The 18889-nt window shown below is 59.4% G+C and carries 16 protein-coding genes and 1 riboswitch; of the genes, 3 read left to right on the plus strand and 13 right to left on the minus strand.

The features are described 5' to 3' along the window. The first annotated feature begins 310 nt into the window (after positions 1-310). Both yegQ and yegS read left to right on the plus strand, forming a co-directional pair. Complete coding sequence (gene yegQ, locus NKJ21_RS15105) at positions 311-1672, plus strand: tRNA 5-hydroxyuridine modification protein YegQ (protein WP_008804076.1); 1362 nt, start codon at positions 311-313, stop codon at positions 1670-1672. Between the two features lie 242 nt (positions 1673-1914). Beyond that, entirely contained in the window at positions 1915-2811 is an 897-nt protein-coding gene (gene yegS, locus NKJ21_RS15110) for a lipid kinase YegS (RefSeq protein WP_008804075.1), read from the plus strand. 239 nt (positions 2812-3050) lie between these two features. Here yegS and NKJ21_RS15115 read toward each other — a convergent pair whose 3' ends face one another. The 10 genes from NKJ21_RS15115 to dalD all read right to left on the minus strand — a co-directional run bounded on the left by NKJ21_RS15115 (position 3051) and on the right by dalD (position 14700). Continuing rightward, entirely contained in the window at positions 3051-3824 is a 774-nt protein-coding gene (locus NKJ21_RS15115) for an ABC transporter ATP-binding protein (RefSeq protein WP_016161506.1), read from the minus strand. A 10-nt stretch (positions 3825-3834) separates the two neighbouring features. After that, positions 3835-4698 (minus strand): ABC transporter ATP-binding protein, encoded by an 864-nt coding sequence (locus NKJ21_RS15120; protein ID WP_032731033.1) that lies wholly within the window; start codon positions 4696-4698, stop codon positions 3835-3837. After that, positions 4670-5575 (minus strand): ABC transporter permease, encoded by a 906-nt coding sequence (locus tag NKJ21_RS15125; protein ID WP_002912641.1) that lies wholly within the window; start codon positions 5573-5575, stop codon positions 4670-4672. The genes NKJ21_RS15120 and NKJ21_RS15125 overlap by 29 nt, the downstream gene beginning before the upstream one ends. Then, the gene (locus tag NKJ21_RS15130; protein WP_004149062.1) at positions 5572-6609 is read right to left on the minus strand and encodes an ABC transporter permease; all 1038 of its coding nucleotides are present in this window, start codon (positions 6607-6609) and stop codon (positions 5572-5574) included. Before NKJ21_RS15130 ends, NKJ21_RS15125 begins: the two co-directional genes overlap by 4 nt. Then, the gene (locus NKJ21_RS15135) at positions 6606-8228 is read right to left on the minus strand and encodes an ABC transporter substrate-binding protein (RefSeq protein WP_254732969.1); all 1623 of its coding nucleotides are present in this window, start codon (positions 8226-8228) and stop codon (positions 6606-6608) included. The genes NKJ21_RS15130 and NKJ21_RS15135 overlap by 4 nt, the downstream gene beginning before the upstream one ends. 119 nt (positions 8229-8347) lie before the next feature. Further along, positions 8348-9502, minus strand: a complete 1155-nt coding sequence (locus NKJ21_RS15140; RefSeq protein WP_023340528.1) for a mandelate racemase family protein — start codon at positions 9500-9502, stop codon at positions 8348-8350. A gap of 297 nt (positions 9503-9799) precedes the next feature. Next, positions 9800-10462, minus strand: coding sequence for an HAD family phosphatase (locus tag NKJ21_RS15145; RefSeq protein WP_022065383.1), 663 nt, complete (start codon positions 10460-10462; stop codon positions 9800-9802). Positions 10463-10510: 48 nt separating this feature from the next. Next, entirely contained in the window at positions 10511-11788 is a 1278-nt protein-coding gene (gene dalT / locus NKJ21_RS15150; protein WP_008804068.1) for a D-arabinitol transporter, read from the minus strand. Positions 11789-11858: 70 nt separating this feature from the next. Beyond that, positions 11859-13322 carry a xylulokinase gene (gene xylB / locus NKJ21_RS15155; RefSeq protein ID WP_254732971.1) on the minus strand — a complete coding sequence of 488 codons (1464 nt, stop codon included), beginning with the start codon at positions 13320-13322 and terminating at the stop codon, positions 11859-11861. 10 nt (positions 13323-13332) lie between these two features. Further along, the gene (dalD, locus tag NKJ21_RS15160) at positions 13333-14700 is read right to left on the minus strand and encodes a D-arabinitol 4-dehydrogenase (RefSeq protein ID WP_016161512.1); all 1368 of its coding nucleotides are present in this window, start codon (positions 14698-14700) and stop codon (positions 13333-13335) included. Positions 14701-14906: 206 nt separating this feature from the next. Here dalD and NKJ21_RS15165 point away from each other — a divergent pair, with 206 nt between their 5' ends. Beyond that, positions 14907-15848: a sugar-binding transcriptional regulator gene (locus NKJ21_RS15165; RefSeq protein ID WP_008804065.1), complete on the plus strand. Its 942-nt coding sequence runs from the start codon at positions 14907-14909 to the stop codon at positions 15846-15848. An 81-nt stretch (positions 15849-15929) separates the two neighbouring features. Here the strand turns inward: NKJ21_RS15165 and fbaB are convergent, their stop codons facing one another. The 3 genes from fbaB to thiM form a co-directional block, all read right to left on the minus strand. After that, positions 15930-16982: a class I fructose-bisphosphate aldolase gene (gene fbaB / locus NKJ21_RS15170; protein ID WP_004201578.1), complete on the minus strand. Its 1053-nt coding sequence runs from the start codon at positions 16980-16982 to the stop codon at positions 15930-15932. A gap of 147 nt (positions 16983-17129) precedes the next feature. Continuing rightward, entirely contained in the window at positions 17130-17930 is an 801-nt protein-coding gene (thiD, locus tag NKJ21_RS15175) for a bifunctional hydroxymethylpyrimidine kinase/phosphomethylpyrimidine kinase (RefSeq protein ID WP_023323018.1), read from the minus strand. Beyond that, positions 17927-18700 carry a hydroxyethylthiazole kinase gene (gene thiM / locus NKJ21_RS15180; RefSeq protein WP_064171358.1) on the minus strand — a complete coding sequence of 258 codons (774 nt, stop codon included), beginning with the start codon at positions 18698-18700 and terminating at the stop codon, positions 17927-17929. The genes thiD and thiM overlap by 4 nt, the downstream gene beginning before the upstream one ends. Positions 18701-18734: 34 nt before the next feature. Continuing rightward, positions 18735-18832: riboswitch (TPP riboswitch) on the minus strand. Between the last annotated feature and the right edge of the window lie 57 nt (positions 18833-18889).

Below are 18889 nucleotides of genomic sequence, written 5' to 3' on the forward strand. Positions count from 1 at the left end.
TTTTCCCGGCTCGCGCTGCGCTTAGCCGGGCTACACGTTCACCGCCATCTGCACACCGTAGCCCGGGTAAGGCGTTTACGCCGCAACCCGGGGAACTCCAGAGCCTATCCCCCCAGGCGTTATGAGTGCTGTCAGTGTGAGCACTGCCCAGGTTCAAAATGGCAAACAAATTAGCCATACTGAAAGATACCCATCTGATATTTACTCCCCTTCGCCGCGGCGCTACAATGCCCGCCCTTAATGTGGGGACACTCCCCAACTCGCCGCACCAGGTGCGGCGAATCTGACCTGTCATCAGAACGAGAACACCATGTTTAAACCAGAACTCCTCTCCCCGGCGGGAACACTGAAGAATATGCGCTACGCTTTCGCCTATGGCGCCGATGCCGTTTATGCCGGCCAGCCGCGCTACTCGCTGCGCGTGCGTAACAACGAATTCAATCACGAAAATCTGCAGCTCGGCATCAATGAAGCCCACGCGCTGGGTAAAAAATTCTATGTGGTGGTCAACATCGCCCCGCATAACGCCAAGCTGAAAACGTTTATTCGCGATCTGAAGCCGGTGGTGGAGATGGGGCCGGACGCGCTGATCATGTCCGATCCGGGTTTAATCATGCTGGTGCGGGAACACTTCCCGGAGATGCCGATCCATCTTTCAGTGCAGGCCAACGCTGTCAACTGGGCGACGGTCAAATTCTGGCAGCAGATGGGGCTCACCCGCGTGATCCTGTCGCGTGAACTGTCGCTGGATGAAATCGAAGAGATTCGCCGCCAGGTGCCGGAGATGGAGATCGAGATTTTCGTCCACGGCGCGCTGTGCATGGCCTACTCCGGCCGCTGCCTGCTCTCCGGGTATATCAACAAGCGCGACCCGAATCAGGGGACCTGCACCAACGCCTGCCGCTGGGAATACAACGTGGCGGAAGGCAAAGAGGACGACGTCGGCAACATCGTCCACAAATATGAGCCGATCCCGGTGCAGACCGTGGAGCCCACTCTCGGCATCGGCGCGCCGACCGATAAAGTCTTTATGATTGAGGAAGCCAAACGTCCAGGCGAGTACATGACCGCCTTTGAGGACGAGCACGGCACCTACATCATGAACTCGAAAGATCTGCGGGCTATCGCCCATGTTGAGCGTCTGACCCAGATGGGCGTTCACTCGCTGAAGATCGAAGGCCGCACCAAATCCTTCTACTACTGCGCGCGCACCGCTCAGGTTTACCGCAAGGCCATCGACGATGCCGCCGCCGGCAAACCGTTCGATACCAGCCTGCTGGAGACCCTGGAAGGACTGGCCCACCGCGGGTACACCGAAGGCTTCCTGCGCCGCCATACCCATGACGATTACCAGAACTACGAGTACGGCTACTCCCTCTCCGAACGCCAGCAGTTTGTCGGCGAATTCACCGGGGAGCGTAACGGCCCGCTGGCGGCCGTGGCGGTCAAAAATAAGTTCAGCGTCGGCGACAGCCTCGAGCTGATGACCCCGCAAGGTAACGTCAACTTCACCCTCGAGCATATGGAAAATGGCAAAGGCGAAGCCATGCCGGTGGCCCCGGGCGACGGCTATACCGTATGGTTGCCTGTGCCGGACGACCTGCCCCTGCAGTATGCGCTGCTGATGCGCAACTTCACTGGTCAGACAACCAGAAATCCGCACGGTAACTAGTTAATTTGCGTTATTTTTTCATGATGTAAGGATATTAGAATCGGATCACATACCGTTTCGATCGAAACAGGTATCATCCATTTCGCTGAAAAACATAACCCATAAATGCTAGTTGTACCAGGAACCACCTCCTTAGCCTGCGTAATCTCCCTTACGCGGGCTTATTTTTTTGCCTCTCCTCCGGTCTTCGCTTTCGTCATGCGGTACACTTTATGCAACATTAAGCAATAAAGGTTCCCTTGATGATGTCTACGTTTCCTGCCAGCTTACTGATCCTTAACGGCAAAGGTGCCAATGAACCGCAGTTACGCGAGGCGGTTAACCTGTTACGCGACGAAGGGATCGATATTCACGTCCGCGTCACCTGGGAAAAGGGCGATGCCGTGCGGTTTATCGATGAAGCCCTGCAGCTGAACGTTGAAACGGTGATCGCCGGCGGCGGCGACGGCACCATTAATGAAGTGGCGACCGCGCTGGTGGAGCGCGGTAGCAAGATGGCGCTGGGGATTTTACCGCTGGGCACGGCCAACGACTTTGCCACCAGCGTCGGCATTCCGCAGGATCTGGCCAGCGCCCTCAAGCTGGCGATCGTCGGCCGCGATGTGCCGATAGATATCGCCCGGGTGAATGATAAAACCGGCTTTATTAATATGGCGACCGGCGGGTTCGGCACCCGAATCACCACCGAAACGCCGGAAAAACTCAAAGCCGCGCTCGGCGGTGTCTCTTATTTAATCCATGGTCTGATGCGTATGGATACTCTGAAGCCGGACCGCTGCGAGATCCGCGGGGAGAACTTTCACTGGCAGGGCGATGCGCTGGTCATCGGCATCGGCAACGGCCGCCAGGCCGGTGGCGGCCAGCAGCTATGCCCGGAGGCGTTGATTAACGATGGTCTGCTGCATCTGCGCATTTTCACCGGCGAAGAGCTGATCCCTGCCCTGTTCAGCACCCTGGCGAATCCGGAAAACTCGCCGAATATTGTTGACGGTGTCTCCTCATGGTTTGAGATCACCGCCCCCCATGAGATGACGTTTAACCTCGACGGCGAGCCGCTCAGCGGCAAAACCTTCCGCATGGAGCTGTTACCGGCGGCCCTGCGCTGCCGGCTGCCGCCCGACTGCCCGCTGCTACGTTGATCAGGCTTCGCAAAGCAAAGACGGCGCCCGGCTGGTATACAGCAGCCGGGTTCGTTGATTGAGCCTCTGAATGTTAAGGTAAAACGGCACCTGCGGCTGCAGGAAAAACCTGGGCAGGATATCGATCCAAACACCGCACTTACATTAATAGACGATATCTACAACCTCAAACTCCTATAATATCAAATAATTACCCATTAAAATGGGCGCATCTGCCGTGAGACAATGCGCCATCAAGCTTAGTAGTCCGCCACCTCGCGCGCCATTTCGCGCGTATATTGCCGACTGGCGTTAACCAGCATCTGCGTATAGGCCGTCCGCGCCTCGCCGCTGACCAACGCATCGACCGTCAGGGTTTCGAGGATCTTCCCGTACTGCATCACCGCCACTTTCTGGCATAAGTGGGCAATAACCCCGAGATCGTGGGTGACCATCAGGTAAGTGAGCTTCGCCTCCCGCTGCAATTCCGCCAGCAGGTTAAGGATCTCAGCCTGCACCGACACATCCAGCGCCGACGTCGGCTCATCCAGCAGCAGCACCTGAGGCTCAAGAATCAGCGCTCTGGCTATCGCCACGCGCTGCCGCTGCCCGCCGGAGAGCTGATGCGGATAGCGCTCACGAAAAGCGCGGTTGAGGCCAACTTTATCCAGCAGCGCATTGATCCGCCGGTCGCGGTCATTGAAACGATGGATCTGCAGCGGCTCTTCGAGGATATCGCCAATGGTGTGACGGGGATGCAGCGATCCGTAGGGGTCCTGAAATACCATCTGCACCTGACGGCAGCGCTCGCGGCTAATTTCATGCCCTAAGGGCTGAGCATCGATGGTCAGTTCCCCCTGCCAGTGGGTAAACAGCCCCGCCAGGCACTTGAGCACCGTCGTTTTACCGGAACCGGACTCTCCTACCAGACCGTAGATCTCGCCGGGCTTAACGTGGAAACTGACGTCATACAGCACCTGGTTACGCTTCTCCCCCTCGCCAAACGCGAGGTTGAGATGTTGAACTTCAATCATTATCCGCTCCTTAATCCGTTAACCAGCTGGCCTGACGCTGCAGCACCGGCAGTATCGGGCGACGATGCTGCATATCCGGCAGCGAGTTAATCAATCCCTGAGTGTAGGGGTGACGGGCGTTATCGAGATCTTTAGCGGCGATGGACTCCACTACCCGTCCGGCGTACATCACCAGTACGCGGTCGCAGAAGCTGCGCACCAGGTTGATATCGTGGCTGATAAAAATCAGCCCCAGCCCGCGCGACTGAACCAGGTCATCCAACAGGCCCAGCACCTGCAGGCGCACCGACACGTCCAGCGCGGAGGTGGGCTCATCGGCAATGATCAGTTCCGGGTCGGTAATCAGCATCATGGCGATCATGATGCGCTGCCCCTGTCCGCCGGATATTTCATGCGGATAAAGCTGATAAACGCGCTCCGGCTGGCGAATACGCACCACCTCCAGCATCTCCAGTGCCCTGGCTTTCGCCTCATCTTTGCGCCCGGGATGATGAGTAAGCCAGGCCTCGGCGATTTGCTTACCCACGCAGACCACCGGATTAAGCGAATATTTCGGGTCCTGCATAATCATAGAGATACGTTTGCCGCGTACGCCGCGCATCTGCGCTTCGCTAAGATGCTGCAGATCGAGGTCGGCAAACTGCATCCGGCTGGCGCTGACGCGGGCCTTTTTCGGATGCAGCTGCAGCAGCGCGCGCCCAACGGTGGACTTACCCGAACCGGACTCGCCGACAATGGCCAGCTTCTCATGCCCCAGCTGGAAGGAGACGCCGCGCACGGCGTGGGTCACCGCGCTACCGTTAACAAAGTCGACGCACAGATCGCGCACGTCGAGCAGCGGTACATTATTCACTGCGGGGATCGAGGATGTCACGTAGGCCATCTCCTAAGAAGTTGAACGCTAAGCTATTGATCAGAATCGCCAGCCCCGGAATGGTTACGACCCACCAGCACTCCATCATATAAGTGCGCCCGCTGGAGATCATCGCTCCCCACTCCGGCTCTGGCGGCTGCGCGCCGAGGCCGAGAAAGCCGAGGCCGGCCGCGGTCAGAATGATCCCGGCCATATTCATGGTGATACGGATAATGACCGAGGGCAGACACAGCGGCACGATATGGCGCCAGAGGACGCGGGCCGATGAAGCGCCCTGCAGACGCACGGCGGAGATAAAATCGGCCTGGCGCAGAGAGAGCGTTTCGGCGCGCGCCAGACGGGCAATCGGCGGCCAGGCGGTCAGCGTGATAGCGATAACCACGTGCTCCAGCCCCGGTCCTAAAGCGGCGACAAACGCCAGCGCGAGGACCAGACTCGGGAAGGAGATGAAAATATCGGTGACGCGCATCAGTACCATATCGACTTTACCGCCGAAATAGCCGGCGCTGACGCCCAGCAGCAGCCCGAGCGGACCGACGGTCACCGAGACCAGCAGCACGATATAGAGCGTGATGCGGGAGCCGTACACCAGACGACTAAAGATATCCCGGCCAAACTCATCGGTGCCGAACCAGTGCTGTGCATTCGGCGCGACCAGCGCACTATTCAGGTCCTGTACCAGCGGGTTATAAGGCGCAATCAGCGGCGCGAAAATCGCCACCACCAGCAGCAGAAAGATAATGCCTCCGCCGATGGCCGTGAGCGGATTGCGCGCCATTTTGCCGATAAACCCGACGGCCCGCGCCGCCGCGCGTTGCAGCCGCTGACGGCCTTCGCCCGCACCGCCCGAAAGCGGCGAATCCAGAGAAACGGTCATGATTTTGTCCTCGGGTCAAAGAATTGATACAGCATGTCGGAGAGCAGGTTGAGCATCACGAAGATCACGCCCACCAGCAGCACGCAGCCCATCACCGCATTCATATCGCCCAGCAGCAGGCTACCGGTAAGGTAGGAGCCGAAACCCGGCCATGAGAAGACGGTTTCAATCAGCACCGCGCCTTCCAGCAGCGCGCCGTAGGCCAGCGCCACTACCGTCAGCAGCTGCACGAGGATGTTACGAAACGCATGGTTCCAGATAACCTGACGCTCGGTCAGCCCTTTCACCCGCGCGGTAATAATGAACTCCTGCGACAGCTGGGCCAGCATAAAGCTGCGGGTCATACGGCTGATATAAGCCAGCGAGTGAAAACCCAGCAGCGAGGCGGGAAGAATCAGATGATTAATAGCGTTCCAGAACACCTGGCCGTTGCCTGCCAGCAGCGCATCAACGGTCATCAGGCCGGTGCGGCGCGGCACCACACCATCCAGCCCGAGATCTACCCTCCCGGCGCCGCCTACCCAGCCAAGCCAGGCATAGAACACCAGCAGTCCCATCATTCCGACCCAGAAGATCGGCGTCGAGTAGCCCGCCAGGCTGATAATGCGCACCACATAATCGGAGACGCTATTGCGCCGCGCCGCCGCCAACACGCCCAGCGGAATACCAAGACCCGCGCCGACAATAATCGCCATCGTTGCCAGCTCCATGGTGGCCGGGAAGACGCGGATAATATCGTCCACCACCGGTTTCCCGGTCAGCAGCGCGTTGCCCAGATCGCCGTGCAACAGGTTGACGAAATAGATGCCAAACTGGGTGGTCAGCGATTTATCAAACCCCAGCTGCTGGTAAACCTGCTGATAGGTACTCTGGTCAGCATCCGGGCCGACAATCGCCAGCACCGGGTCGATGGGCATGACGCGGCCAATGGTAAAGGTCAGCAGCAGCAGGCCGAACAGCGTAATCACCACCTGCAGCAGCCGTTTGGATAAGCGCCGGCCGCGTGAGCCGGGCGCAAGGATTGCGGTACTCATCCTTTATCTCCTTCGCGGACTTTATAGACGTCACGCAGAAAAGTGGTGGCGGAGGGGTGCGGCTGATACTCCCGTACCTCGTTGCGCACGACGACCGAATCAACCATCTGCGAAAGCGGAATTAAAGCCGGAACCAGCTGGTCGTAGCGTGTCTGGATGGCCTGGTAGTCAGCCACCTGTTTTTGCGGATCGCGTTCCAGCAGGGCCTGGTCAATCATCGTATTAAGCTGCGGGTCGTAAAAACCGGTACGCCAGCCCTGGAAGTTGGTCAGGCGCGCCTTATCGCTGTTATCCGGGTTATAGACCAGCGCGCGCAGGCTGGAGTGCGGATGCGGCTCCATCCCGCTGCCGCCGCGACCTACCAGCAGGTCAAATTTACGCTCGCGCATTGCGCCGTAGATCTGGTTACCGGTGCCGGTGATGATTTTGGCGTTAATCCCCGCCTGCATCAGCGTCGACTGCACGGCGATAGCGATGTTAAGAAATGGCTGATCGGAGAGTACCCGCAGCGTGGTATCAAAGCCGTTGGGATATCCCGCTTCCGCCAGCAGCTTTTTCGCCCGCGGCACGTCCAGCTTATAGCCAGGGTCGGGCAGCGTGGACGGCATTCCCGCTTTGATAGGCCGCTGGTGCAGCACGCCGTAGCCCGGCATCAGCGCTTTATTGATACCCTGATAATCAATCAGATAGCGCACCGCCTCGCGCACTTTCGGATTGGCGAAGTGCGCCTCTTTCATGCTCATCGCCACGTAGTACATGGTGCCGCGCTGCACCGCATCGACGGTCAGCTGCGGGTCGCTGCGCAGGGCGTTGATATCGGAAACCGCCATGTTGTTGGCAATATCAAGGTCGCCTTTTTCGATCATCAGACGCAAGGTTTGCGACTCCTGGAAATGGCGCAGCACCACGCGGCTCATTTTCGCCTCGCCGCGCCAGTAGTCAGGATTGCGCTTCATGCGCAGCACCTCTTTTGCCTGCCAGGTTTCCAGCGTAAACGGCCCGGAACCGGCTTCATGGGTGGTTAGCCAGCGGTTGCCCCAATCGTTATCCTGCTGGTGGCTTTGCACCGTTTTACTGTCCAGCACCCCGAGGTTGCCCAGCGCCGCCAGCGAGTAAATCACCAGCTGCGGATCGTTATCTTTGGGTAATACGATTTGCACCGTGAAGCGGTCCGGCGCGCTGACCTGGCTGTCGATATTTTTCTTACTGAAGCCATAGGATTTCCATACCGAGGCCTGGGCCAGGTTGAGGTGCAGGATGCGCCGCATCGACCACACGACGTCGGCGGCGGTCAGCGGGTTGCCGGAGTGAAACTTGACATCGTCGCGCAGATGAAAGGTCAGGGTTTTGCCGTCGGGGCTGATATCCCAGGATTTCGCCAGCGCGGGCTTAACGGTGGTGAGCTGCTCAGGGTCAAGCTTCACCAGCGAGTCGTAGAGGTTGACCACGATCCCCACCACTTCGTTACCGGTCATCGCCGCCGGGTCAAGGGTGAGCAGGTTATTCATATTCATCCCGATGATCAGCTGGTCGGGCGGGGTTTTCGCCACCGCCTCTCCGCTCCCCATCGACATGGCGAGCGCGAGAATACACGCTGCCAGTAAGGAGGTTTTTTTCATATCTCTGTTTGCCTGTACTGTAGGGTACATGTTGCCGGATGGCGGCATTTTCGCCTTATCCGGCCTACCGGGCCGCAGACCCGATAAGCGCAGCGCCATCGGGCATTTATTTTTTTAAATCAGTCGTGGCTAACGGTATTGGCTTCGATATACGCAAAATTAATGTCTTCGCCGAGACCCGGACGTTGTGATAAATGCACAAATCCCTGATCATCCATCGGGTCGACAATGCTGTTGAGATAGGCCGCCGGTTCATCGTAGTCGAGGAACGGATGCAGCAGGCCGCGCTCATACCAACGGCAGTTACGGATCGCGCCGACCACCGCCAGGCTTGCCGCGCCGTTGCCGTGGACTTCGCAATCCATGCCGAAAGATTCCGCCAGCGCCGCCACCTTCATGGTCGGGGTAATGCCCCCCACGCCGTTAGCGCCGGCGCGCAGAATGTCGCAGGCTCCGGCTTTCACCCATTCGGCGCGCATGTGGTGCTTGCCGCCGAAGCTCTCCGGCCCGACGATGGGAATCGACAAGTTTTCCGCCAGCCACGCGTACGAGGACAGCGAATCCTCCTCCATCGGCTCTTCAAACCAGGCGAAATTGAGTTTTTCCAGCGCTTTGCCGATCCACAGCGCCTCGGCGCGGCTGTACCAGTGATAGCCATCAATCATCAGGTCAATATCCGGCCCTACCGCTTCGCGCACCGCCGCGCAGGCTTTAATATCCATTTTGGGATTGGGCGCAAAAGAGATTGGCGGCATCCAGGTGTGCAGTTTGATGGCCTTGTAGCCGCGGGCGACCAGCTTTTCGGCAAAGGCGGCATACTCTTCCGGGGTCGACAGGCCGCCCGGTAGATCGTCGCCGCACATGGTGCTACCGTAAGCCGGGACGGTGTCGCGATAGCCGCCGAGCAGCTTGTAGACCGGCATCCTGAGGCTGCGGCCAATCAGGTCCCACAGCGCTTGTTCAACAAACGACAGCGCGCGTTCCGTTAGCTGATGTGCGCTGCCGCGCTGCCAGTGGTTAAGATCCTGCCAGATACGCTCGCGGTTAAACGGGTCCTGCCCCACCAGCACTTTGCGAAAAAAAGTATTCACCACGAACGGGCGCACGACTTCCGGAGGCGCAAACGAAAAACCCTGCGCCCCATCATCAGCGGTGATGGTCAGCATCGCCATTTTGGCCATGCTTTCAGCCCCCGGATGGGAGTGCCCGGCGCTGTCGGAAACCCGACGAGTGGGATACTGGAAAACGGTGACATTCACAGATTCAATTTTCATGCTCAATCCTTATCACGGCCAAATCCGATCGACAGAGGTAAATCGGCAAAGCGGTTTCACATTATTGAAAATACGTTTCAATATATAATCTAAGCACAATTACGTAGCAGTGCCTCGGACAAACACCGCTAAGCAAGGCCATAAATTTGGGCATTGGCACAACAAGACGTGACTGTTTTCACAAAAGATGAGCGAAATGTGAGGCGGATCGGCATGGAGAAAAAAGGGCGTGAGCGCAGAAAAGAGAGTGACCGACCGTGTACATCCCGGGATTTTCTGCGCTCACGAAAGCGTAAGTTATGCGACCGTCGCTGGCTCGGCGTTAAGCGCTTCCAGCAGTTCAGGTAAGGTTTGATAGCGGCCGACAGCGGCCTGATAGCGCCCCTGTCGGCTATCTTCGGCAACCACCGCCGTGGGAATGCCAGCGGCCTGAGCCGCGCAAAAACCGTTGTAACTATCCTCAATCACCAGACACTGGCTGGCGTTGAGATTGAGCTTGCGCAGCGTCGTCAGGTACACCGCCGGGTGCGGTTTGCCGCGTGGTTCATCATCTGCGCTGCAAACCACGTCGAAAAAGTGCCAGAGCGAGAGCTTGTTCAGCACAGCGGCAATAACCTGGCGGGATGATGACGTGGCGAGCGCAATTTGATAGCCCGCCTCGCGAAAATAGCGTAACGCCTCATGCACGCCGTGCATCGGCTCGCCTTCGGTGGCGATCAGGCCGGTAATACGCTGCAATATCGCGGCTTCAAGCCGCTGCGGGTCGAGATCAAGCTGAAAATAGCGGCACCAGGTGCCGGCGATTTCGTCGAGGCGTTTGCCTTTGGTGAGGGTTTCACACTCATCCACGCTCGCCGTTGCCCCCCACTGCGCGAGGGCGTCAATCTGCGCCTGGCGCCACAGCGCCTCGGAATCAATAATCACGCCATCCATGTCAAAAATAACCGCCTGCATACTCATTCGTTCACCTCATTAAGGCTGGCATGCGCTTCATGCCAGCCGCATCACCTAAGAGAATTCAACCTGCTCGCGGGCGGTTGCTTCCTTGTGGGAGAACCCCGGCTGCTCCACGCGGATAAAGGCGCAGAGGAAAAAGGCCACCACGTACAATGCGGTGTAGGCGATCACCACCCCGATGGTGCTGAAGAACGGCAGCAACACCACGGCAATCGCCGGCGCGAGAAAGTTCGACATCCCCGCCGACAGGTTATAGACCGAAATCGCCGCGCCTTTGTGCTTCGGCTCCAGCGCCGGGAACACGGCGGCCAGCGGCACGAAGGCGGCGACAAAGATCCCGAGGGCGATGGCGGGGATCAGCGCCATCGCAAAGCTATGGCCAAAGTGCTGAGGGATGTAGTAAAACGCCAGGCTGGAGAGCGCCATCCCGATGCAGCCGAACCAGCGCACCACCTTCATCCAGCCCAGTTTTTCCCCCAGGATCCCCCACAGCACGTTAGAGAAAATGGTGGTGAAGAAGAAGACTGCCCATACCTGGAGCCATTCTGAAGTGGTGAAGCCCAGCTCATCGACAAACATCATCGGCATAATGACCGCAAAACCGAACAGCGAGAGGGTATTGATAATCCTGACCATGCTCGACAGCAGAATATTGCGGTTGGTATAGAGCAGCGTCGCGGCGCGTCCCAGCTCGGAAAATTTCTGGCGAGTGGTGAGATTCTGCATATGCTGCGGCGTTTGAATATGGCGCAGGGAAGCCAGGGCAATCACGCCCCCGGTGACGCAGAAGGCCAGCGCCAGCCATAAAGTCCCCAGTTCGCCAATGTGCGGAATGGTGAAGCTCGGAATATAACTGCCGAACACGCCGATGCCGATGGAATAGACCGCCCAGAACCAACCGATGGCCGAGCTGGCATTGTCGCTTTTGACGTTATGGACAATCGCCACGATAAACGAGTAGAGGAACAGCGGATAGGCGAAGCCGCGGATGCCGTAGAAAATCAGGATCAGCGCATAGTTGGCGTGACCGAGGCCGAAAACGAGGAACAGCACGTGGAACACGCACCACAGCACGAAGCCAATCATCATCGTTTTCAGCGGGGTGATAATTTCCGCCACCACGCCGGAAATCCACGCCGATAGCGCGGCGGCCAGGCCGTAGAGGGTAAAGGCAAAGGAGGCCTCCGCCGGAGAGAAGCCGAGCGCTTTGATATAGTGCGACAGAAAGGCTAATTCAAAACCGTCGCCGGTCATAAATACGGCAATGGCGATGTATCCCCAGAGCAGGTTCAGGGGTAAACCGAGCCACTGTTTATTATTGATAGACATAATGACCTCGTTTTCAGGGTACAGGGTGGCCGCTCCGCGATGTGCAACGAAGCGGCTGTTATGATGAAAATCAGTGCTGCCGGTAATTCAGGTCGTTTAAATACAGGTCTTTAAACTGCGCGTAGCGTTGCATCAGGGTGTGGTGGCGAACGGGATCCGTACGCCAGGTCTGCCAGACTTCCGGTTTTTCACACACCGCGGCAATCGGTTTGCCCACCGCCAGGCAGGCCAGCCGCGCCGCGCCCAGCGCGCCGCCGGTCTCTCCCCCTTTATGGGTCACCACCGGCATAGCGAGAATGTCGGCCAGCAGCTGGGCCCAGAAAGGACTGCGGGCGTCGCCGCCCACCAGCGAGCACTGCGCGATCGGCGTACCGCTCTCTTTCAACGCCTGCAGGCCGTCGTTGATACCGAAGCTCACCCCTTCCAGCACCGCGTAGCCAAGCTGAGCACGCAGGCTGGCGTGGGTCATGCCCCAGAACATGCCGCGCGCGTCAGGATCGTTATGCGGGGTACGTTCGCCGGAGAGATAGGGCAGGAAGAACGGGGCGTGGGCTTTCTCCTCCTCGCTGAGCTCGGCAATTTCCGCCAGCAGCGCCACCTCCGTGGTGCCGGTCAGGCGGCAGAACCACTGCAAACAGCTGGCGGCGCTCAGCATGACGCTCATCTGGTGCCACAGGTTCGGCAGCACGTGACAAAACGCATGTACCGCCGACTGCGGCGCCGGACGATAGGCGTCGGTCACCACAAACAGCACCCCGGAGGTGCCGAGCGAAATAAACGCATCCCCCGGCGAGACCGCGCCGACGCCAATGGCGCTAACCGCGTTATCCCCCCCGCCCCCGGCCACCACCACCGAGGCGTTCAGCCCCCAGCGCGCCGCCACCTGCGGATCAAGGGTGGCGGAAACCTCGCAGCCTTCGACCAGTGTCGGCATGTGGCTGCGCGACAGGCCGCACTTGTCCAGCAGAGCGTCGGACCAGTCGCGCTTCGCCACGTCCAGCCACAGCGTCCCGGCGGCGTCCGACATGTCGGAGACTTTCTTCCCGGTCATCCGATAGCGCAGATAATCCTTCGGCAGCAGCACCGTTGCGGTGCGCTGAAAGTGTTGCGGCTCATGACGGCGCACCCACAGCAGCTTCGGCGCGGTAAAGCCCGGCATCGCCAGGTTGCCCGCCACCTGATGCAGCTCCGGCGCCATCGCCTCCAGCTCGGCGCACTCTGCGGCGCAGCGGGTGTCGTTCCACAGAATGGCCGGACGGATCGTCTCCCCCTCTTCATCCAGCAACACCGCGCCGTGCATCTGTCCGGAGAGACCAATCGCCTTGATGGCCGGCCAGTGCTGCGCGCATTTTTCCCGTAGCGTGCTCATCAGGTACTCCGTCGCCTCCCACCATAGCTCCGGCGCTTGTTCTGACCAGTGCGGATGGGGCCGCTGAATGCTCAGCGGCGCGCTATGGCTGGCGATAACCTCATAGTTCTCATCAATGACCAGCGCTTTGACTTCTGATGTGCCGAGATCGATACCCAGATACATAGCCACCTCTTTATTTAATCAGCGTGTAAACGGCGGCGACTTTCTCGCGCATCAGCGCCAGGAAATCCGCGTTATTGGCAAGGTCACCAAACAGGGCTTTATCGCGGGCATAGACAGCCACCGGATCCTGAGCCTCATACATCTCATGCACCGCCTGCGCATCCAGGATGCCGTCCTGGTACTGATAGGGCAGCGTTCCCTTATGCCACTGCTCCATAAAGACGAAGAACAGCGCCGGCAGCATGGCGGTCGCCTCAGGGCGGACGCCGCGCTGATAGCACTCCTGCAGCGTGGGGGCGATCATCGCCGGAATTTTCGAGAAGCCGTCGGCGGCGACGCGCTGGTTGGTGTCCTGGATATAGGGATTGGTAAAGCGCTTAAGCACCACATCCCGGTAGGTGGGCAGATCAATGCCGTTATCGCCGAGGCAGGGAATGACATCCTCCGTGACGTAGCGGTCGGCAATGGCGTAGATAACATCGGTCAGCGTGCTTTCATGAATATACTGCTGGCCAATTAAGGTTCCCGCCCAGGCAATGCAGCTGTGCGACGCGTTCAGAATGCGGATTTTCGCCTCTTCATACGGGATGACCGACTCGACCATCTCCACGCCGACCGCTTCCAGGTTCGGGCGGGCATCACGGAAGTGGTTCTCCACCACCCACTGGATAAAGGTCTCCCCCATCACCGGCGCTTTGTCATCAATCCCGGTTTGCGCTTTGATACGGGCCGGCAGATCGGCCGCCGGACGCGGGGTGATGCGGTCCACCATGGTGTTCGGACAGGTGGTATTGGCCGCCATCCAGTCAATCACCGCCTGTTTGCCGGTGAGCTGCAGGAACTCGACCATGCCGTCGTGGAAACGCTCGCCGTTGTGGCGCACGTTGTCGCAGTTGAGCAGGGTCAGCGGCCCGGCGTCGTCGGCCATGCGCTTCTCCAGGATCCGCGCGAGGGTGCCATAAATAGTTTTGCACTCGCCTTGCAGGTCGGCCTGCAGATCGGGGTTACTGGTTTCCAGCTGATGGCGGGTGTTCAGGTAGTACCCCCCTTCCGTCACAGTAAAGGCGATAACTTTGGTCTGCGGGTTAGCCCCTTCGTTAATCAGCGGCTGCAGCCCGGCCTGCCACGGCAGCAATTTCTGGATAGAAGTAATTTCTTCATAGTCGCGCTCCCCTTCCGGGCTGACGGTCTCCAGGACGTAACGTCCTCCCTGCGCCGCCAGCGCCTGCACCACCTGCTCGGCGTCGTTACGAATATTTCCTGCCGCGATGTGCCAGCGCTTATCCCCGGACGCTATCAGACGATGCAGATACCACGCCTGATGCGCGCGATGAAAAGAACCCAGACCGATATGAAGCCATGTGAATTGATTGTTCATGTTCTGTTTTCCTTGAGTTGATGGCGCCACTGTAATTGATCATTTGACCAAAATAAGAGCCACGGATCACAAAAGAACAATTACCCAATTAAATTACAAATGACCAGACAAGAGCAAAAGCTTGCCAGTTATGCCAACCACGGCGAGAATGCGGGTATTCGCCGGGCCAATTGCGAGCCCTGGTCAGCAACTTAGGGCGGGAAACCATGAGTAAAGAAGACGATATCCGGTTGGATCAGAAGGTGCGTGCCGCATGGATGTACTACATCGCCGGTCAGAATCAGAGCGAGATTGCCAGCCAGCTGGGCACCTCCAGACCGGTGGTGCAACGGCTGATCGCCGCGGCGAAAGAAGAAGGGATAGTGTCGATTAATTTGCACCATCCGGTAGCAAACTGCCTCGATTATGCGCAGTTGCTGCAGGAAAAGTATCGATTGATCGAGTGCAATGTGGTCCCCGCCTTTAGCGAAGAAAGCACCCTCGACAGCGTGTCGTTTGGCTGCTATCAGCTGATGGCTCGCTATCTGCAGGATGATAAGGAGAAAATCATCGGCCTGGGCTCGGGCCTGACCCTGAAAAAAGCGCTGCAGCGCATCGATTTTGACAGCCTGAATACCCGCTGCGTGGCGCTGATCAGCGCCATGAACGCCGACGGGCAGTGCAACTATTACGATGACGTGCCCCTGCTGCTGACCCGCAAAATTAAGGCCAAGTACTATCAGTGGCCGGCGCCGCGCTACGCCCAGAGCGCGGAGGAGCATGAGATGTGGTGCACCAACCGCTTATTCCGCAGCGTCTCCGGCGTCGCCCAAGAGGCGGACGTGATTTTTGTCGGCATTGGTCCCCTGGGCACGCAAAGTCCGATCTTTAAAGACGGGTTTATCAATCAGGCGCAAATGGATGAGCTGACCGCGCGCGGCGGCATCGGAGAGATCCTCGGACGGTTTATCGATGCGGAAGGCCACGTGGTAGACAGCGAGATCAACCGCATGATCACCAGCTATGATATCCGTCAGAACCACTGCCCGCGTATTGCCGCGGCCTGTGGAGAATACAAACGACCGGCGATCCTGGCCGCCCTTAAAGGCGGCTGGATCAATGGTCTGGTGACCGATGAACATACCGCCCGCTGGCTGCTGACGCGGTAACGTCGCGGCCTGAAGGCGCATATACAACGGTAACCCCGGTGCGCGTGGCGCCACCGGGGATCCCAACGGTACTCGTGCTTATCAGGCGATAGTCACTTTCCCGTCGAGGTAGACGTCCTGCACGGCATTGATCAGCTTCACGCCGTCAGCCATCGATTTCTTAAACGCCTTCCGGCCGAGGATCAGCCCCATACCGCCGGCGCGTTTATTGATCACCGCCGTGCGCACCGCGTCGGCAAGGTCGGTCTCCCCGCCCGCCGCGCCGCCGGAGTTAATCAGCCCGGCGCGGCCCATATAGCAGTTGGCCAGCTGGTAGCGCACCAGATCGATGGGGTTATCGCTGGTCAGTTTGCTGTACACCCGATCGTCGGTATAGCCGAAGTTAACCGCTTTGTAGCCGCCGTTATTCTCCGCCATTTTTTGCTTAACGATATCGGCGCCGATGGTGGCCGCCAGGTGGTTGGCCTGACCGGTCAGGTCCGCGGAGACATGATAGTCGACGCCATCTTTCTTGAACGCCGAATTCCGCAGATAGGCCCACAGCACGGTGACCAGGCCCAGCTCATGGGCCCGCTCAAAGGCGGCGGAAATCTCTTCTATCTGACGACGCGATTGTTCCGAGCCGAAATAGATCGTCGCTCCCACGGCCACCGCCCCCATATTGAACGCCTGCTCAACGCTGGCGTAGAGGGTCTGGTCGTATTCGGTGGGGTAGCTCAGCGTTTCGTTATGGTTGAGCTTCACCAGGAAAGGGATGCGATGCGCGTAGCGGCGCGACACCGAGGCCAGCACGCCGTAGGTCGACGCCACGCAGTTACAGCCGGCTTCGATCGCCAGCTCGACGATATTTTTCGGATCAAAGTACAGCGGGTTGGCGGCGAAGGAGGCGCCCGCCGAGTGCTCCACGCCCTGGTCAACCGGCAGAATGGAAAGGTAGCCGGTTCCCCCCAGGCGTCCGGTATTGTACAGGGTCTGCATATTGCGTAGCACCGCCGGTGGTCGGTTATTATCCACCATCACCCGATCAACATAATCTGCCCCAGGCAGATACAGCTGGTCGGCCGGAATGGTTATACAACGGTGCTGCAACAGGCTCTCGGCATCTTTGCCCAGCAACTGCGTAATATCAGTCATAGCAATCTCCCGTAAGGCCGGCCGAAGCCGGCATGCATTATCCCAACCCAATTTTTTTGGGCAGGTTAAGCCTGGTACCGACTTAGCCTATTTTCCAGCCGGGGTGCCATTTTTTCAGGAGATTCTGCTGTCCCGTTGCGCTGCCATTTACCACCAGGCGTGGAAATGGTGCACCGGCCCGATGCCGTGGCCCACTTCCAGAGAGTCGGCCTGCGCCAGGGCCGCCGACAGCCAGGCCTTCGCCTCGGCGACGGTGGCCGCCCAGTCCGCATGACGGGGGCGCAGCGCCGCCAGCGCGGCGGAGAGCGTGCAGCCGGTGCCGTGGGTATTTTTGGTCTGCACGCGAGGCGTGGTAAACCGCTGTTCCCCTTCGCGGGTGAAGAGCCAGTCCGGGCTTTCGGCGTCGTCGAGATGGCCGCCCTTCATTAATACCGCGCCGCAGCCCAGCGCCAACAACGCCCGCCCCTGCTCCAGCATCTCGCGCTCGGTGCGCGCATGGGGGGCATCGAGTAGCGCGGCCGCTTCCGGTAGGTTCGGGGTGATCAATGACACCTGCGGCAACAATCGTTGACGCAGGGTCTCCACCGCCGAGGCCGACAGCAGCGGATCGCCGCTTTTCGCCAGCATGACGGTATCCAGCACCACGTTGGCCACCCGGTAGCGCGCCAGCCGCTCGGCCACGGCTTCCACAATATCGGTCTCCGCCAGCATGCCGATTTTGGTGGTATCGATACGCACATCGCCGAACACCGAGTCGAGCTGCGCGGCCACAAAATCCGGTTCGATGCGATAGACCGACTGCACGCCGCGGGTATTCTGCGCCACCAGGGCGGTGATCACCGAGCAGCCATAGGCCCCCAGCGCGGAGAAGGTTTTCAGATCGGCCTGGATACCGGCCCCACCGCTGGGATCGGTGCCGGCGATGGTCAGGGCGTTGATGCGTTTCATCCCTGCACCTCCTGATACAGCGCGTCGAGAAACGCCGGAATAAAGCTGCCAGGGCCTCCCTGACGGGCGGCGATCTGCCCGGCCTGTTTCATCAGCCCGCAGGCGGCGGCCACGTTTTCCAGCCGGTCCCCCGGCAGCGCCGCGCTCGCCGCCACCACCGCCGACAGCGCGCAGCCGGTGCCCACCACCCGGGTCATCAGCGGATTACCCCCCGCCACGCTGAGCACCCGCTCGCCGTCAGTGACGTAGTCCACCTCGCCAGTGACCGCCACCACGGTAGCCAGCCGACGAGCCAGCGCCTGGGCCGCCGGCAGCGCCGCGGCGGCCGTATCGGTGGTATCCACCCCGCGCCCGCCGGCGCTCATCCCGGCCAGCGCCAGAATTTCAGAGGCATTGCCGCGAATGGCCGCCGGCTGCAGGGCCAGCAGCTCATGACAAAAGGCCGTGCGCACGGTCAGGGCGCCGACCGCCACCGGATCCAGCGTCCAGGGCCTGCCGGCCTGACGGGCGTGCTCCACCGCGGCGCGCATCGCCACGGCGCGATCTTCGGTCAGGGTACCGACGTTAATTAACAGCGCATCGGCGATAGCGGCAAACTGCGCCGCTTCGCGGGGATCGATCACCATCGCCGGCGAGGCGCCGACGGCCAGCAGAACATTGGCGGTAAAGGTCTGCACCACATCATTGGTCATGCAGTGCACAAGGGGGGAATGGGCGCGCAGCAGATGGCGCAGGTGCGCGACAGGCGCGGGATTCAGCAGCTCAGGCATGGTTTGCTCCCGCCAGACGAGGTAGAAGCAATGACCCTGCGGTCTCTGACTTCCCTACGCTGGCATTATCCAGATCAGGTGGTACGGGTATTTCTCAGCCTTCAACGATGAAGGGCACCCCGAGTCAAAATAGTGAAATTGTTAAGCGTTGTGGAATTTACCGCAACTCACCGGTTCATACAACAAGCC

Source organism: Klebsiella sp. SWET4 (assembly GCF_024296565.1).
GTDB lineage: Bacteria > Pseudomonadota > Gammaproteobacteria > Enterobacterales > Enterobacteriaceae > Klebsiella > Klebsiella variicola.

Bases quoted from the DNA above. Each gene is read 5' to 3' on its own strand.
- fbaB (WP_004201578.1), bottom strand. From the start codon at position 16,982: ATGACTGATATTACGCAGTTGCTGGGCAAAGATGCCGAGAGCCTGTTG.
- thiD (WP_023323018.1), bottom strand. From the start codon at position 17,930: ATGAAACGCATCAACGCCCTGACCATCGCCGGCACCGATCCCAGCGGT.
- yegQ (WP_008804076.1), top strand. From the start codon at position 311: ATGTTTAAACCAGAACTCCTCTCCCCGGCGGGAACACTGAAGAATATG.
- NKJ21_RS15165 (WP_008804065.1), top strand. From the start codon at position 14,907: ATGAGTAAAGAAGACGATATCCGGTTGGATCAGAAGGTGCGTGCCGCA.
- NKJ21_RS15115 (WP_016161506.1), bottom strand. From the start codon at position 3,824: ATGATTGAAGTTCAACATCTCAACCTCGCGTTTGGCGAGGGGGAGAAG.
- yegS (WP_008804075.1), top strand. From the start codon at position 1,915: ATGATGTCTACGTTTCCTGCCAGCTTACTGATCCTTAACGGCAAAGGT.
- thiM (WP_064171358.1), bottom strand. From the start codon at position 18,700: ATGCCTGAGCTGCTGAATCCCGCGCCTGTCGCGCACCTGCGCCATCTG.
- dalT (WP_008804068.1), bottom strand. From the start codon at position 11,788: ATGTCTATCAATAATAAACAGTGGCTCGGTTTACCCCTGAACCTGCTC.
- NKJ21_RS15130 (WP_004149062.1), bottom strand. From the start codon at position 6,609: ATGAGTACCGCAATCCTTGCGCCCGGCTCACGCGGCCGGCGCTTATCC.
- dalD (WP_016161512.1), bottom strand. From the start codon at position 14,700: ATGAACAATCAATTCACATGGCTTCATATCGGTCTGGGTTCTTTTCAT.
- xylB (WP_254732971.1), bottom strand. From the start codon at position 13,322: ATGTATCTGGGTATCGATCTCGGCACATCAGAAGTCAAAGCGCTGGTC.
- NKJ21_RS15140 (WP_023340528.1), bottom strand. From the start codon at position 9,502: ATGAAAATTGAATCTGTGAATGTCACCGTTTTCCAGTATCCCACTCGT.
- NKJ21_RS15135 (WP_254732969.1), bottom strand. From the start codon at position 8,228: ATGAAAAAAACCTCCTTACTGGCAGCGTGTATTCTCGCGCTCGCCATG.
- NKJ21_RS15125 (WP_002912641.1), bottom strand. From the start codon at position 5,575: ATGACCGTTTCTCTGGATTCGCCGCTTTCGGGCGGTGCGGGCGAAGGC.
- NKJ21_RS15145 (WP_022065383.1), bottom strand. From the start codon at position 10,462: ATGAGTATGCAGGCGGTTATTTTTGACATGGATGGCGTGATTATTGAT.